At 44.4% G+C, this 15,748-nt stretch carries 18 protein-coding genes; 10 read left to right on the top strand and 8 right to left on the bottom strand.

Translation table 11 applies throughout. The features are described 5' to 3' along the window. The first annotated feature begins 51 nt into the window (after positions 1 to 51). Positions 52 to 654 (top strand): GNAT family N-acetyltransferase, encoded by a 603-nt coding sequence (locus N288_RS11525; protein WP_009793790.1) that lies wholly within the window; start codon positions 52 to 54, stop codon positions 652 to 654. On the opposite strand, the gene N288_RS11520 is transcribed toward N288_RS11525, so the two are convergent. From N288_RS11520 to N288_RS11510, 3 genes are all read right to left on the bottom strand, one after another. Next, entirely contained in the window at positions 647 to 1,189 is a 543-nt protein-coding gene (locus N288_RS11520) for a YhcN/YlaJ family sporulation lipoprotein (RefSeq protein ID WP_009793791.1), read from the bottom strand. The two genes, N288_RS11525 and N288_RS11520, sit on opposite strands and share 8 nt — an antisense overlap. 94 nt (positions 1,190 to 1,283) lie before the next feature. Next, a complete protein-coding gene (gene yidC, locus N288_RS11515; protein WP_009793792.1) occupies positions 1,284 to 2,072 on the bottom strand; it encodes a membrane protein insertase YidC in 789 nt (262 codons plus the stop codon). 25 nt (positions 2,073 to 2,097) lie between these two features. Next, positions 2,098 to 2,400 carry a hypothetical protein gene (locus tag N288_RS11510; protein WP_009793793.1) on the bottom strand — a complete coding sequence of 101 codons (303 nt, stop codon included), beginning with the start codon at positions 2,398 to 2,400 and terminating at the stop codon, positions 2,098 to 2,100. 168 nt (positions 2,401 to 2,568) lie between these two features. Between N288_RS11510 and N288_RS11505 the strand changes: the two genes are divergently transcribed. After that, entirely contained in the window at positions 2,569 to 3,465 is an 897-nt protein-coding gene (locus N288_RS11505) for a lysylphosphatidylglycerol synthase domain-containing protein (RefSeq protein WP_022543862.1), read from the top strand. Between the two features lie 42 nt (positions 3,466 to 3,507). Here the strand turns inward: N288_RS11505 and N288_RS11500 are convergent, their stop codons facing one another. Both N288_RS11500 and N288_RS11495 read right to left on the bottom strand, forming a co-directional pair. Next, on the bottom strand, positions 3,508 to 4,086 hold the full coding sequence (locus N288_RS11500) for a biotin transporter BioY (RefSeq protein ID WP_022543861.1): 579 nt from the start codon (positions 4,084 to 4,086) through the stop codon (positions 3,508 to 3,510). 141 nt (positions 4,087 to 4,227) lie between these two features. Further along, the gene (locus N288_RS11495) at positions 4,228 to 5,004 is read right to left on the bottom strand and encodes a glycoside hydrolase domain-containing protein (protein WP_009793796.1); all 777 of its coding nucleotides are present in this window, start codon (positions 5,002 to 5,004) and stop codon (positions 4,228 to 4,230) included. 221 nt (positions 5,005 to 5,225) lie between these two features. Here N288_RS11495 and N288_RS11490 point away from each other — a divergent pair, with 221 nt between their 5' ends. Genes N288_RS11490 through nadE form a run of 3 tightly spaced genes read left to right on the top strand, consistent with a single transcriptional unit; the run spans position 5,226 to position 8,091 of the window. After that, on the top strand, positions 5,226 to 5,771 hold the full coding sequence (locus tag N288_RS11490) for a cysteine hydrolase family protein (RefSeq protein ID WP_009793798.1): 546 nt from the start codon (positions 5,226 to 5,228) through the stop codon (positions 5,769 to 5,771). A 16-nt stretch (positions 5,772 to 5,787) separates the two neighbouring features. Further along, entirely contained in the window at positions 5,788 to 7,251 is a 1,464-nt protein-coding gene (locus N288_RS11485) for a nicotinate phosphoribosyltransferase (RefSeq protein WP_009793799.1), read from the top strand. 15 nt (positions 7,252 to 7,266) lie between these two features. Beyond that, positions 7,267 to 8,091 (top strand): ammonia-dependent NAD(+) synthetase, encoded by an 825-nt coding sequence (gene nadE, locus N288_RS11480; protein ID WP_009793800.1) that lies wholly within the window; start codon positions 7,267 to 7,269, stop codon positions 8,089 to 8,091. Positions 8,092 to 8,169: 78 nt separating this feature from the next. On the opposite strand, the gene N288_RS11475 is transcribed toward nadE, so the two are convergent. Continuing rightward, a complete protein-coding gene (locus tag N288_RS11475; RefSeq protein WP_035402573.1) occupies positions 8,170 to 9,219 on the bottom strand; it encodes a hypothetical protein in 1,050 nt (349 codons plus the stop codon). A gap of 184 nt (positions 9,220 to 9,403) precedes the next feature. Here N288_RS11475 and safA point away from each other — a divergent pair, with 184 nt between their 5' ends. Continuing rightward, positions 9,404 to 10,027, top strand: coding sequence for a SafA/ExsA family spore coat assembly protein (gene safA, locus N288_RS11470; protein WP_009793802.1), 624 nt, complete (start codon positions 9,404 to 9,406; stop codon positions 10,025 to 10,027). Between the two features lie 763 nt (positions 10,028 to 10,790). Here the strand turns inward: safA and N288_RS11465 are convergent. Further along, on the bottom strand, positions 10,791 to 11,246 hold the full coding sequence (locus tag N288_RS11465; protein ID WP_009793804.1) for a cupredoxin domain-containing protein: 456 nt from the start codon (positions 11,244 to 11,246) through the stop codon (positions 10,791 to 10,793). Positions 11,247 to 11,413: 167 nt separating this feature from the next. Between N288_RS11465 and N288_RS11460 the strand changes: the two genes are divergently transcribed. From N288_RS11460 to N288_RS11450, 3 genes are all read left to right on the top strand, one after another. Beyond that, entirely contained in the window at positions 11,414 to 12,631 is a 1,218-nt protein-coding gene (locus tag N288_RS11460) for a DHH family phosphoesterase (RefSeq protein WP_009793805.1), read from the top strand. Positions 12,632 to 12,707: 76 nt separating this feature from the next. Further along, positions 12,708 to 13,694: a glycine-rich domain-containing protein gene (locus tag N288_RS11455; protein WP_009793806.1), complete on the top strand. Its 987-nt coding sequence runs from the start codon at positions 12,708 to 12,710 to the stop codon at positions 13,692 to 13,694. Between the two features lie 252 nt (positions 13,695 to 13,946). Beyond that, positions 13,947 to 15,110 carry a D-alanyl-D-alanine carboxypeptidase family protein gene (locus N288_RS11450; protein WP_009793807.1) on the top strand — a complete coding sequence of 388 codons (1,164 nt, stop codon included), beginning with the start codon at positions 13,947 to 13,949 and terminating at the stop codon, positions 15,108 to 15,110. 67 nt (positions 15,111 to 15,177) lie between these two features. Here N288_RS11450 and N288_RS11445 read toward each other — a convergent pair whose 3' ends face one another. Beyond that, positions 15,178 to 15,423, bottom strand: coding sequence for a YkuS family protein (locus tag N288_RS11445; RefSeq protein ID WP_009793808.1), 246 nt, complete (start codon positions 15,421 to 15,423; stop codon positions 15,178 to 15,180). 105 nt (positions 15,424 to 15,528) lie between these two features. On the opposite strand from N288_RS11445, the gene N288_RS24705 reads away from it, so the two are divergent. Continuing rightward, positions 15,529 to 15,666 carry a YuzL family protein gene (locus N288_RS24705; RefSeq protein WP_009793809.1) on the top strand — a complete coding sequence of 46 codons (138 nt, stop codon included), beginning with the start codon at positions 15,529 to 15,531 and terminating at the stop codon, positions 15,664 to 15,666. The last annotated feature ends 82 nt before the right edge of the window (positions 15,667 to 15,748 follow it).

Genomic DNA, 15,748 nt, shown 5'->3' with positions numbered 1-15,748 from the left:
TCAACCATTGTCGAATATAGTTTTTCTTAGCAGAACAGGAGGAGAACTTTTATGGCATTATGGATAGAACCGCCCATCCTTGAAGGAAAGACCGTCAGGCTGAGCCCAATGCATGAAGAACAAAGCAGTTTGCTGTGGGAGGCTGCTGATTATAAGGAGATCTGGGAATATACGGCGTCAAAAATCTTTAGCCTTGATGAAATGGAGGCAGATATCCAGAAAGCGGCGGATTTGGAGAAGGAAGGGAAACACCTGGCTTTTTCGGTGGCCCTGAGGGAATCCGGCAGGCTTGTGGGCAGCACCAGGTTTCTGGACATCCTGCCGGAAAATAAAACGCTTGAAATCGGCTCAACATGGTATACGCCAGATGTCTGGAGGACATCTGTGAATACGGAATGCAAGTTTCTCCTTCTTAGGCACGCTTTTGAACAATGGGATATGAACAGGGTCCAGCTAAAAACGGACAGCAGGAATGTCAGATCCCAGAAGGCAATTGAAAGGCTCGGTGCAGTTAAAGAGGGCATTCTTCGGAAAGACAGGATCATAGCAAATGGATACGCCAGGAATACTGTATTTTACAGCATCTTAAAAGAAGAATGGCCGGAAGTAAAAGAAAGGCTCATACAGAAAATGGTGCATATCTATCCTATTTAAGACTTGGAAATGTTTTTTCTGCAAGCATTATAAACTCCTGGTATAGCTGATCAACCGGTTTTCCGGCAATGATTGCATCCTGATAGGATTTTACGTGCTTATAAAACTCTGCATCCTCTGTTAAATAAACCGTTCTTGCAGAGTTTTCTCCCTGCATTGCCTGTTTGATTTCCTGTCTGGAGTTTTCGGCAAGCTGGTAATCATTACCTGGCTTTACCGCAACAAACGTGCGGTTATTCGTTTTAATCACGACAGCATCATTAACCATGTCCATACTGCTGATCCTATTAGAAGCATTTTCATCCAGGATCAGCCTGGGCGCTTCATTTTTCCCTTCATAAGATGTCCTTGTTGGATCTGTCAGCTTTGTGTTTGTTTCACTGTCTTCCTTCGGGCTGCTGATGAGATTTTCAGTCTGCTTGCTTCCCATATCCCTGATAGCAGTATCATCATATGTATCTTTTTCATTAATTCCGCAGCCGGGGAGAACAGAGAGGGCTGCAAATCCCGTTAGAAATAGTCTTTTGCTGATCAAAATCCCACATCCTTTCTATTCTTCATTATTTCAGAGTTCCATGCCATTTATACAAAAAAGAAGCATGAAGGTTTCCCTCATGCTTCTTTCAATATTACTTAGATATTTCCGCTTCTTTGGCTGCAGGAGCCGTCTGATAAAGCCTGCGTCCGATAAGGGTCTGCACGATAAGGAATGTTCCTCCTACAGTCCAGTATAATGGCAGGGCTGCTGGAGCGCTGAAGGAGAAGACCACAATCATGACCGGCGAGAGCAGTCCCATGAACTTCATCTGGTTTTGCTGCTGGACTGGCATATTGGCCTGAGTCACTTTAAACTGCAGATAGTAGACTATGCCTGCTGCAGCTGTTATGAGCAGATCAGGCTGTCCAAGGTTGAACCATAGAAAAGAATGGGTAGCAATTTCATGAGAACTTCTGATGGCATAGTAAAAGCCCATCAGAATAGGCATTTGAATCAGGATAGGAAGACAGCCCATATTGAGCGGGTTGACTCCATGCTTGCGGTAAAGGGCAAACATTTCCTGCTGCAGCTTTTGCTGTTCTTTTTGATCTTTCGTCTTTTTCAACTGGGCCTGGATCTTGTCCATTTCCGGCTTCAGCACATCCATTTTGCCTTTCATATCCTGCTGCCTTTTGTACTGCTTAAGCATAAGCGGCATAAGGGCCAGGCGGATGATCAGCGTAATAAGGATGATGGATAAACCGAAATTGCCATTAAATAATTCAGCGACCATATGGATGGCACTTGCAAAAGGCTGGACCAGATAGGTGTTGAAAAAGCCATCACTCTGCTGGCCGGGCTGTGATGCCTGGCATGCGGAAAGAAGGATAGCTGTTAAAGATAGAACAAGAAATGCAGCAGGATTTTTTTTCAATTTCAATTTAATTCCTCCATTAGTTTAAATTTTAGATAGCAAATTTAAGCAAAATGGAGGAGTCTGCATCCTCGGAGTCGCTGCCCGATCCTTCCTTGGCGCGTATATATTTGGCAATCCAGCGGAGAAGCGGGCTGAAGGGCCTGCCGCATGCTTCGTAAAGCTTAAGGCTTTCAGAACCGGCGCCCAGCTCGGCTGGCTTGCAGGTAGATTCCATGAAAGAGTATTCAATATTCCATGCCCATAAGAACTTTACTGTAAGGCCAAGCATGAAGCTCGCATACAAAGTATATTCAGCCGGAATATTTGTAAAATCCATTAAAAGATCAAACATTCATTCACCCCATACATTAGTAGGCCAATACTGTCATTATATGCTATTTCAGCACTAAAGGCAATGTTGCCCGGCGGCGGTCCAACTGATTCAGCAGGCTGCAGATTCTTTTTAAACGAAAGAATGAATAGGATAAGTTATAGCAGATTAACAGAGAGGAGGAAAAGGGTGGCAATAAAAAATAAATATATCTTTCTGCTGAAACTTGCCCTGCCAGCATTATTTTTCATTGTCTTAGGATATGAGGCTAAAGGCATGCTCTCCAAATTGGACTGGGATGCTTCTGCCGGATTGGCCCGCAGTCTTTCATTCCTGGATTTGCTCTATATATTTGCTCTTGGAATCGCCGCCCTTTCTCCAATGTACTTTTACGATGTTGTACTGCTTCAGATGTTTTCTGTCCATATACCGAAAACAAAATTATTCTTTTATTCACTTTCAGCTAACGCGTATTCCAATATCGTGGGTCTGGGAGGCATAGCGGGTGCCACCCTCAGGACATATTTCTATAAGAAATATCTGCCGAAGGACAGTCCGCTGGTATTGACGGCTGCCAAGCTCTCGTTCTTCTTTTTAACCGGTCTTTCTCTTTTTGCAATTGCTGTCCTAACCAATTCTGCAGGGCCGCTGGATGGCTGGGAGAGTGTGCCCTTATGGGCGATTGCACTTTATAACCCGCTTTTTTTGGCACTTTACTGGCACCGGAAGCCTTTTTGGGATATTCCCGGAAACCGGAAAGGCTTTGTATCTGAGCTGGTTGCCATTTCAATCTTTGAATGGCTGTTCATCGTCCTATGCATATGGGGGATATCCCATACAATCGGGGTGAACATATCCTTTTTTCAGCTGTTCCCAATCGTCATCATCGCGCTGTGTACTGGAATTATCAGCATGATTCCGGGCGGAGCAGGATCTTTTGATCTGATCTTCCTCTTAATGATGCAGAGGGAGGGGGTTGCAGGTGAAGCTGCCATGCTCATCCTGTTTTTGTACAGGCTCAGCTATTATCTATTCCCAGTCCTTCTAGGAACACCGTTTATTGTAAAGAAAATACTGGGAAAATAAAATGGCTGCCCTCATAATGGACAGCCCTCAATTTTTATTACATTATGCAGACTCTTTTACTGCGGGTCCTGACGTGAAGAGGAGCCTTGCACTCACAAGCCTTCGCCTTACAATGATCCCGGCCCAGGCTGCCAGGGCCGCTTTTATGACTCCTACAGCAAGGAAAGGCGTAAATCCTCCTGCGATTGCAGCACCCCATCCAAGCCCTGCTGCAATCTTAAGCCAGGCAGTTCCAAAAATGAGGGTAACGAACATCCCGATTATGTTGGCCACTAAAGCATGCTTGAAGGTAAAACCCGTTTTTTCAATATACAGCCCGGTGATAAAAGCGGCAGGAATAAAGCCGACAAGATACCCTCCCGTTGGACCGGCCAGCTTTGAAATGCCTCCTGAAAATTCAGCAAAAACAGGAACACCGGCAGCGCCGATAATCAGATAAAGAATAACCGATAAAGTTCCGTAACGGGAGCCAAGTATGGTAGCTGCCAGTCCGATTGCCAGCGTCTGGCCGGTAATTGGCACGAGAGGCAGCGGAACAGTAATCTGTGCCAGCACCCCGATGATCGCTGCAAATAATGCAGTCACAATCATTGACCTAAGTTTAAGTTGATCTTTCGTCATCATGATTCTCCTTTTCAGTAAACTATAATCTTATGTATGTTAACAATTAAAATGTAAACCTTTCAGAATTTAATGTCAACCAAAAAATATATAAGTTTACTTAAAAGTAAAGTCCGGCTTCCTTAAGCCGGACTGACGGTTCTACTTCCATATATATTCAATCATACGCCCCTTAAATAGATTGGTATCAATATTGCAGGCTTCGGCATCTAGTCCATATTGCCAGCCCAACACAGCTGACCCTTCCGGTGCTTCCGGACTGTAGGCAGGTGCCTCGCTTTCAGTGGAAATCCCAGCTTGAGGATAAGCTGTCCAAATAATTACATTCTCCTTCAATCCGGCTGAGTCTGCGGCAGCATTATTATAAGCGGCATACAGAGTGCTGTTGCTGGAAAAAACACCATAAATCCCTGCCTCATATGGAGATTCACTCATAGCGCCGTAATAGCCTCTAATAAAGTCAGAGTCAACCGGATAGTCAGGTTCTATATCAGCAAAAATGGCTGTACCTTCCGGAACCCCCAGCTCACTGGCAAGCTGAATCCCCAGATTCCCTATTTCTGTTCCATTTTCCATGCCTGTAGCATCTGTGAATTGGTTATTGATCAGCAGGATTCCGGCATTATTGGATTGCAGAAAGGCCGCTTCCTCTTTTGTCAGTCCTTGTGAAACTCCTTCTTTAGTTCCCAGATATCTTCCCCAGATCTGAGGGTTCCCAAAGTTATCTCTAACACAGGAAAATAGTTCCTCTGTCGTCAGGCTGGCGGAATCGACTCCCCACACCACCGATTCGGGATCGGTCTCATTTCCGCCGCTGTCATCTCCCTTTGAAGGACCCCAGTGGAAAATAATAAAAGGAATGGCCGCTATCAGAAGGACCGGGATCAATACAGCAAAGAACTGCTTCCAATTAATCATCTGTCACACTCCTTTCATCTTTACATGATATTCTCAGGCCCGGGAGTGTGCTTGGGCTGTCAAAGATTCTGAGCCGGTTGCAGGGCTTTATAAGAGTAAATAGCTTGAAGTTGGGGTATCATCGTAAAAGATGAACCATTTTGGAGAAAGCTCCGGGATGATTCCTTCCATGAATTGGCTTATAATAGATTTATTCTTAAAGAGCAAGGGAGGAATTCTGTATGAAAAAAGCATTAATCAATATTGATTACACTTATGATTTTGTAATCGGAGCCCTGCCGTGCGGCAAGCCTGCCCAGGAAATCGAAGAATACATAACAAACCTTACTGAGACTTTCATAAAGGAAGGGCATTATACCGTTTTTGCCATTGATCTCCACAAAGAAAATGATCCTTTTCATCCTGAAACAGAGCTTTATCCGCCCCATAACATAGAAGGTACTAAAGGGCGGGATTTATATGGCAGCCTGAAAAATGTGTTTATGCAGCACCAGAGTAAGGAAAATGTCCACTGGATGGACAAAACGCGCTATAGTGCCTTTGCAGGAACTGATCTTGAACTTAAGCTGAGGGAGCGGGGGATTGAAGAGCTCCATCTGGCAGGGGTCTGTACCGATATCTGTGTTCTTCATACAGCTGTGGATGCTTATAATAAAGGGTATAAAATCATCGTGCATGAGAAGGCGGTCGCAAGCTTTAACCAGGCAGGACACAGCTGGGCACTGGAGCATTTCAAAGGCAGCCTGAATGCTTTGGTAATAGAGTAATCATTGGAGGTAGGACATGAAAGGAAAGTATCTGGACGACAGTTTGACTCTTCATACTGACTTATATCAAATCAATATGGCCGAAACATACTGGGAGGATGGCGTTCATAACCGTAAAGCGGTGTTTGAGCTATTTTTCCGGAAGCTACCGTTTGGAAACGGCTATGGTATTTTTGCCGGCCTTGAACGGGTAATAGGCTATCTCGAAAATTTCCGTTTTACTGAAACAGATATCGATTATTTAAGGGATGAGCTTCACTATAAAGAAGATTTCCTTGAGTATCTGGCAGAATTGCGATTCACCGGATCTGTCCGTTCAATGGCAGAAGGTGAACTTGTTTTCGGAAACGAGCCGATCATGAGGATTGAAGCTCCGCTTGCCCAGGCGCAATTGGTCGAAACGGCTCTTTTGAATATTATTAATTACCAGACCCTTATTGCAACCAAGGCTTCCCGCATCAAGCAGGTGGTCGGCGAGGAAACTGCGATGGAATTCGGAACGAGAAGAGCACAGGAAATGGATGCTGCCATCTGGGGAACAAGAGCGGCCTATATAGGAGGCTTCAATGCAACCTCCAATGTGCGGGCCGGGAAGCTGTTCGGCATTCCTGTTTCCGGTACACATGCACATGCGCTTGTACAGGCTTACCGGGATGAATATACTGCATTTCACAAATATGCACGCCGGCATAAAGACTGTGTATTCCTGGTAGATACTTATGACACCCTGAAATCCGGGGTTCCAAACGCCATTAAGGTAGCGAAGGAACTTGGCGATAAAATCAACTTTATAGGGATAAGGCTGGACAGCGGCGACCTTGCCTATCTTTCAAAAGAAGCCAGAAGGATGCTGGATGAAGCCGGGTTCCCGAATGCAAAGATAGTAGCATCAAATGACCTTGATGAATACACCATCATGAACCTGAAAGCCCAGGGTGCAAAAATAGACACATGGGGCATCGGGACAAAGCTTATCACGGCTTATGAGCAGCCAGCCCTGGGTGCCGTTTATAAGCTTGTGTCCATTGAGGATGAAGAAGGTAACATGAAAGACACCATCAAAATCAGCGGCAATCCTGAAAAGGTCACAACCCCTGGCCTGAAAAAGGTTTACAGGATCATCAATACGGCTAATCAAAAATCAGAGGGCGACTATATTGCTATGGAGAATGAACGGCCCGAAGAAGAAGAAAGGCTGAAAATGTTCCATCCGGTCCATACCTTTATCAGCAAATTCATCACCAGCTTTAAGGCACAGGAGCTGCATCATGATATTTTCCGTGATGGGAAGCTTGTATATGAAACCCCTGAGCTCAACAAGATACAAGCTTTTGCAAAGAGCAATCTGCATGTGCTCTGGGATGAATACAAGCGCTCCCTCAATCCTGAGGAATATCCGGTTGATTTGAGCACATTATGCTGGGAAAACAAAATGCGCAATATTGAGCAAGTTAGAGAAAAGGTGAAACGGAATCAATAGAGGAGGAGAAACAAAATGAATCTGCAAAAAAGAATTATGGAAGAGTTAAATATAAAGCCAGAAATTAATCCTTCTGAAGAAATCAGAAATAGAGTCCAATTTTTGAAAGATTACCTGGTGGCCTCCCAGGCAAAAGGCTATGTGCTCGGAATCAGCGGCGGACAGGATTCAACCCTTGCCGGCAGGCTGGCCCAGATGGCGGTGGAGGAATTGAGGAGTGAAGGGCATGAAGTGCGCTTCATAGCCGTCCGCCTTCCGTATGGAGTGCAGCAGGATGAGGATGACGCACAGCTTGCTCTTTCATTCATCAAAGCCGACACTGAATACTCTTTTAATGTAAAAAATGCTGTAGATGCCGTTAAAGAAGAATTTGACACCATCACAAAAGGCGAGCCTTTGTCTGATTATCATAAGGGTAATGTAAAAGCCAGGATGCGCATGATTGCCCAGTATGCTATTGGCGGCCAGGAAGGACTTCTTGTCATCGGCACAGACCATGCAGCAGAGGCAGTTACCGGCTTCTTTACGAAATATGGCGACGGCGGAGCAGACATACTTCCTCTAACAGGTCTCACGAAACGCCAGGGTAAGGCGCTCCTGAAGGAAATGGGTGCAGAAGAACGCCTCTATCTCAAGACCCCTACCGCCGACCTTCTTGATAATAAGCCGGGACAGGCGGATGAGACTGAGCTGGGGATCAGCTATGATGAGCTGGATGATTACCTGGAAGGAAAAGAGGTTTCACCTGAATCTGCCGAAAAGATCGAAAAGAGATACCTGATCACCGAACATAAAAGACAGCTGCCTGCTTCCATGTTTGACAGCTGGTGGAAAAAATAAAAAACGGACCTATGGCAGAAATGCCGGACAGAGCCAGTAAATACTAAGAAAAGCCGTCCAATCAGTGGACGGCTTTTCTTACTTTGGAAGTCTGGATTTAAGTTCTTCAGCGAATGCCTGCGGTTCATCAGCGTCCAGAACAATCCGGTCAGCCTGCTGGACTATTCCGAAAGGCATCAGTACTTTTCCCGGCTCTTTAAGCCTGATTTCAATCTGAGGCTTTTCCTGCATAAAGTCGATGGCCCTTGCATCATAGAGAGTTTGCAGTTCTTTTTTTGTAAACTTTTCGGGACCTTCATAGAAAGATATGCTTTCAATATTGCTGAGCTTCACTTCCATGCTTTTGGAAAGCCCTGTTTGCAGCAAAAGGACTTCTTGTGTCAATAGATAAGGGGTCAGCCGCATTGCATGCAGCTCTCCGATGAAATATAAAACTGCATACACATTCACTATAAGAAGAATATAAGAAATAACCGCATTCCATTGATGCAGAAAGAAGTGCAGTCCAACCGATTCAAGAACTGTTGCATGAATCAGCATGATGTAAACGGCCGCTGAGCTTTTCTTTTTATGATAGGTAAATACAGTGCCAGTGTCTGTCAGAGGCTTTCTTTTCCAAGAAAATAAGGAATAGTGGAAAAGGGCGATTTCAGACATTAAAAGCCTGAGAGCCGCTGAATCAGAAAAATACTTTCCGGCTGCTTTGTCCAAATTGTATTTCAGAAAAGAATCATGGGTGTTCCGCCTATTAAGTTCTTTATAAAATTGCCATATTTTTTGTTTGTTTCCCAGTATTGCAGCCGAGAAGATAAAGATTTCCCCGAGAATAAGCATAAACTGCAGCATATTGGCTGATTGCAGGTGCCCGTCAGGGATAATCACTTGTGAGAGTACATAAGCGGCAAAAAGGACGGGGCTTAAATATAGAATAGAGTGTTTTCTCCTTAAAAGGAGAAAATAAACCAAAGCCGGCAGGACAATATACAAATCCGCCAAAGTGCCCCAATAAACTCCCTTAGGGACAGGAGCTAAATAAGATGTCCGATAAAGCAGGCAATTTGCTGCGATTACCATGCCTGCAAGTACTGCAAAAGTAGCTTTATCATACCTTTTAATGGACAACAACATAGTTCTCACCTCATTTCCATTATATAGGAATTGATGGAGTGCAAAAAGGCCTTTGAGTGCAGCTTTGTGAAACATTTATGAATATTTGACTCCACTTCCAGGTTTCATCAGAGAGGGCAAATCCCGCAAAAATGGCCAGGAATTACCGCTGGCTCTGAGACTATCTATCTGGTTAAATAGCAGTATGAAAACATTACTGAAATATTCTATCATTTTATTGCTTTCCGTCACCTTTGTCTTTGGAACGCGCTTAACAGCGGACGCTTCAACCGTACATACAGTACAAAAAGGGGATACGATGTGGAAAATAGCCCAGCAATATCAGGCGGGCATTACAGAAATCATCAATCTGAATTCCCATATCACAAACCCTCATTTCATTTATCCGGGCCAGAGGATCACCATTCCTTCAGCAGCAGCCGAACAATCTGCCGAAGAACAGGTAGTCCAGCTGGTAAACAAAGAAAGGGCGAAATACGGCCTGAAGCCACTTAAGTCCAACTGGGAGCTCTCAAGGACTGCAAGGTACAAATCCCAGGATATGATCAACAAAAACTATTTTGATCACAACTCACCAACCTATGGTACACCATTTGATATGATGAAGAGCTTTGGAATTTCCTACAGGACAGCAGGGGAAAATATCGCTGCCGGACAATCCACACCACAGGCTGCAGTCACCGCCTGGATGAACAGTGAAGGCCACCGCAAAAACATCCTCAGCAGCAGCTTCACCGAAATCGGCGTCGGATATGCCAAAGGAGGCAGCTACGGGCATTACTGGACACAGATGTTTATTGGGCGATAGGAAGGCATTGGCTATACTGAACAGCAAATGTATCTTGGAAAAAGAGGGTTCCAGCCTGATGCGCTGGAATCCTCTTTTTATTTAATCGGGAAACATAACTGAGGTTTATTCATTGAGTTGAAATTTTGCTCGGGCAAACTGGACTGTATAGGTCGAGTGTCTCAGTCGGCTGATCAAAAGCCCTCTGAATTGTGGAGTGTTTGCCAGGGGGTCTTAGTCGGCTGTACTAGTGCCCTCTGATTTGAAAATTGCTAGCCTGAGGGTCTTAGTCGGCTGTACTAGTGCCCTCTGATTTGAGAATTGCTAGCCTGAGGGTCTTAGTCGGCTGAACTAGTAACCTCTGATTTGAGAATTGCTAGCCAGGGGGTCTTAGTCGGGTGAACTAGTACTCTCTGATTTGAAAAATGCTAGCCAGAGGGTCTTAGTCAGCTGAACTAGTACCCTCTGATTTGAGAATTGCTAGCCAGAGGGTCTTAGTCGGCTGTACTGGATCTCGCTAATTTGTATAATACTTGCCAAAGTGTCTCATCTGGATGATATGAGGCACTCTGTTCCGTAAACTGCTTGCCAGAAGGTCTCAGAAAGAATCCGTGAAGCACTCCGGTCTTAGATTCTTAATTCCACACTAGTCTCCTCAAAAAACGCCGTTTGTTTAATCTAATAGGCACTCCGATATTCTTCCTTTCAAGCAGAAAAAACACAATGCCGGCGTATTCTATTCCCGAATCTGTCCACCCGCCATCAAAAGGTGCGGTGGTTCCTTTCAATCCACAACAATATACCCGATCATCGGCCCGTTGCTGTCTCTATCAGGATGGGTAAGGCAGACCAGGCGGTAAATGCCTTCTTTATCAATCTTGACCAGCACTGATGTTTCACCGCCTTTTTTCACGATCCCTTTTATATCAGTTCCTTCAATGATGAACGGATGTTCCATGCCGTTGATGCCGGAAATCTTTAAAACGACTTCTTCGCCTTCCTTGATGAAAATCGTTCCAGGATCCCAGCGGTATGCTTCAAGTTCCTTTCCATCAGGCAGCGTCGCCTTGAATTCGCCTGTGACCATGTGTATTTCTCTTGGAGCCGCCGCTGCTTTATCCTGGCTGAATACACTTATGCTGTCCTTGCCCAGCAAAAACCAGCCTGTTGCCGACACGACAGCTGCCAGCAGAACCAGTGCGAAAATAACGGTACTTCTTTTTAAAACTAAAAATGGCATATACAGATCCCCCTTTGAATTGATCTATATTAAAGATATGCCAGGGGGGCGGGGGAACTTGTCTTATTCCACAAAATATTTTTAATTTTTGTTCCAGCTGGGTAAAAGGCATAAAACAGGAAAGTTTCACCACACTATTCAGGACAACATTTTTGGCGAGGTGTAGTATGTACCGATTATTTACACATAATGATCTTGATGGGATAGGCTGCGGAATATTAGCAAAGCTTGCATATGGTGACAAGGCAGAGGTCCGCTATAATTCGGTCTCCGGATTGGATATACAGATAAGCCGTCATTTGGACCGGCTGAAAAACAAAGAAAAGAAACAGGATATACTGCTGATCACAGATTTATCTGTTAATGAAGAAAATGAACAGCGGCTAAGCCAGCTGCAGAAGGAGGGAGGCTCCGTGCAGCTGATCGATCACCATAAATCCGCTCTGCATCTGAACAGCAGCAGCTGGGCGAGTGTAACCGTGGAATATGATGACGGACGGCTTGCTTCTGCAACGTCCCTGTTTTTCGATTATCTGATCAAGAAAGACCACATAACCCCAACAGAAGCACTTAAAGAATTTGTAGAGCTCGTCAGGCAATATGATACATGGGAATGGGACCAGAACGGGAACATGAAGTCAAAACAGCTGAATGATCTCTTTTTCCTTCTTTCCATTGAAGAATTTGAAGAGAAGATGCTCGACCGGCTGAAAGATAGCGCGTCATTCGAGTTTGATGAATTTGAGAAAAAACTTCTCGAAATGGAAGAAGACAAGATTGAACGTTATATGAGAAGAAAAAAGCGGGAAATCGTCCAGGCTTTTATAGGGGAGCATTGTGCGGGAATTGTCCACGCAGAGTCTTACCACTCCGAGCTTGGCAATGAGCTTGGAAAGGAATTCCCTCACCTGGACTATATTGCCCTGCTCAGCATAGGCGGAAAAAGGATAAGCTACAGGACCATCCATGATCATATCGATGTTTCAGAAATAGCAGGAAGGTTCGGAGGCGGCGGGCATGGCAAAGCATCAGGCAGCAGCATGACTGAAGAGGCATTTTCCCTTTTTGTGAAAGACGTTTTTTCAGAAGACCCCATTAAGGGTGACGCCTATAAAAATGAACATAATCACAAAGAATCCGGCTCAGGCTCTCTTTATGAGAACAGAAAGGGAGATCATTTCCTCATCTTCAAGGACAACGACTCATGGAAAATTGATGTGAATGGCCGAACAGCAGGGGAAGAATATGACAGCTTTACGGCTGCGGAACATGACCTCAAAAGGAACCATTCCGCCTGGCTGGCCAGAGACGAAAATTTCATCGATTATTTAAAAGATTTCTTCCTTGAAGCAAAACTGAATTCCAGCAAGGGAAACCGCCATTGATAAAATGGCGGTTTTTTCCTGTAAAAAACATGCATGACAGAATATAATGGTAGTATCAGTCATAAGGAGGGGGAGAATGGCAGGTTTCATTGTATTTATCATCGTTTTCGTATTCATCTTCGGTATGGCGGTTTCTATCATCAGCGGCAATAAAGGAAAAAGGCGTCCGAGGCTGTATGCGGATGAATTGCCTGAAGGGCTTGGCATCGAAAAAGATGCGGCCAAACCGCTTGCACAGCATTTAGAAAAAGCACTGTCTGACGGATTTCAGTCCAATATTAAAAATAGAATGCTGAAAGAGCATCCTTCCTGGTCGGAAAAGCATTTTGACTGGGTATTCTTTGAGCTTAAAAGATTCTTTGTGCTAAGCAGCATCTTGAAATCGGTGCCGATGTTCAGTGGGAAAGTGGATGCAGTCTGGCATGAGATGCTTATGTTCACAAGAGATTATGAAGATTTCTCGAAAAAGTTCTACAACAGCTTTTTGCACCACACACCCAATATGGAGATAGTTCCCATCCCAGGGGAAAGAGCCTTTTTCGACTGGGTCTACCTTCAGGTCTTTTCTCCGGCCAGAAACAGCCGCTTGATTTGGGGAGAATTTTTGAGAACACCGATTGAGCAGGGCATTTTGCATGATTTCAGAACCAAATCTGAAGGAGAGCTTCTAGCAAAGTATTTCAGGGATGGAGAAGCTGCAAGAGAAATTCAGCTTTATCTGATCCGGCAGCTCAAAAATGATATCAGGGAAGCAGAAATGACTTTCAGCAAAAATGAAAAAAAGCCATTCACGCGGATTTCTTCTTCACATGATATGAGCATGCTTCTTCCGGCAGCCGTATTTTTCTCGATATATGAGCATGATGATTATTCATCACATATTGAAGAGGTGCTTCCTGTAGAAATGATGAAGAGCGGGTATGCGGGTGCGACCTCTTGTTCCGGTTTTGCCTGCAGCACTGATCATGATTCAGATTCCGGCAGCTGTTCAGGGGGGGCGAACTGTTCGGGCGGATCCAGCTGCTCAAGCTGCGGAGGAGGAGGCGGCTGCGGGGGAAGCTAGACCTTTGCAGCCCTGGATAAAAAGTGTTTTTAAACTAAATATGCAGCTTTTAAAAAAGCACACTGTTTGAAGCCATCTTAATAGATGGCTTTTCAATTTGGCCGGCTATATACCCAGCCTCAACATTCACCAAACCTGTTATTTTTCATTTTTGTAACAATTCATAAACAAGCCCATTTGCCGCAAAATATTTTGGTACAATCAAAATTAGGGAATTTAGCACTATCAAAATCAGCAAATGGAGATTGACAGATGAAGAAATTTTTATCCGCTTTAATGGTTTTCATGCTTACTGTACACGCCGGACAGAGCGCTGTCGCAAAAGAAGAAAAAGAACCTGCCATAGTGAGTGAGGCTGCGGTTTTAATTGATTCGCAATCAAATGCTATTTTATACAGCAAAAATGGATCTGACCGGATGTATCCAGCCAGCCTGACAAAGATTGCCACCGCTATTTATGCTATAAAAAAAGGAAATCTGGATGACATGGTGACTGTCAGCAGGAGTGCTGTTGAAACAGAAGGGACTAAGGTTTATTTAGAAGAAGGCGAGAAGACAACGCTCAGGCATCTGATCGAGGGGATGCTGATAAACTCAGGGAATGATGCTGCTGCAGCTATTGCCGAGCATATTGACGGAAATATAGAAGAGTATGAGAGAAATTTGAACACATTCCTGGAAAAAGAAGTGCATGTCCATAATACCCATTTTACAAATCCGCACGGCTTGTTTGATGAAAGGCATTATACGACAGCTGAAGACATGGCTCTTATTACCAGCTATGCCTTGAAAAACAATACCTTCAGAACGATTTACGGGACAAAAGAGCTCGCATGGGATGGAGAAAGCTGGGATACAACGATATTTACCCACCATCGGATGCTTAAAGGGGAAGTGCCATATACCGGGATAACCGGCGGAAAGACAGGGTTTGTGAACGAAAGCAAGCAGACGCTGGCCACTTCCGCAGAAAACGGAAAAATCCAGCTGACTGCCATCGTCATGAAAGCAGATTTCAAGAGGGATATCTATAATGATACAAAAACCTTATTTGACTACGGCTTCAGCCGTTTCAAGTCTTCTGTGATCAGCAAAGAAACTTCCTTTCAAAAAGGGGACCAGATTTATTTTAGCGGAAAAGACCGCTTTGTCACATTACCGCTGAATCATTTTGAAAAAATCGTCACAGAAGAAGGCCTTTTGAAAATCGTTGATGGAAGCGGAAAACTGATTCAAATCTTCCCCCTCGAGCCGGAGGCCGTAAAAGCTGCAGGTCCTTCTGAAGCGGTCCAGGCACAGGAAATTGAGGAGACACCGGTTAAGTCAGGGGTCTTTTACATGGTATTTGTGCTTTTACTGGCTTCTCTTTACATTATGTCACGGAAACTATACCGCAGAATCAAACAAAGGCATTGAATCAGCTGATTCAATGCCTTTTTATAAAAGAAAAGACTAAAGAGTAACCTTTAGTCTTCTGCGCCATTTATTGAAGCCTTGATTCAACCTGCTGGCAAACTTCATCTGCCGATAACCCGTTTGCCTCGATGACTGAAGATTGTGTGAAAGTATCCTGCATCCCCATAACATTGGAGTCCAGTCCTGTCACTACACAGCAGGAGCAATTCTGGGCATCCTCCTGAGTTTTCATGTCAATTACATCATAACCTTTCGCACGGAGTGCCTCCTGGATATTGGTAAGAGATTGTTCTACCGCAATACGTTTCGCCATAACTTACACCTCCTCTGAATGTTATGATGCCTGAAAGAGCGTGGTCTTATTCCCATGAATGAGATGTGGCTTGGGAGTTAAAAGTAATAAACGGAGGTGTTTAAGATGGCCAAACATAAAAAAGATCCTTCCAAAACCGGCTTAAGCTCGCCTGAAGTTGAGGGACAGGGCACGACCAATAATGAAACAGGCAGGTTCAAAGCTGATTCAGCAAGAAAAAAGACAAAAAAACAAGATGTCTGACCCCTGAAAATCTTAGCCTGATACTAAACCGGAACTTGATCAGGAATAAGAAAAACCAGGAAAGCAGTGCTTTCCTGGTTCA

This window comes from Bacillus infantis NRRL B-14911 (assembly GCF_000473245.1).
In the GTDB taxonomy this organism is placed as follows: Bacteria; Bacillota; Bacilli; order Bacillales; family Cytobacillaceae; genus Bacillus_AB; species Bacillus_AB infantis.
This window is presented reverse-complemented; position numbering and strand designations above follow the sequence as displayed.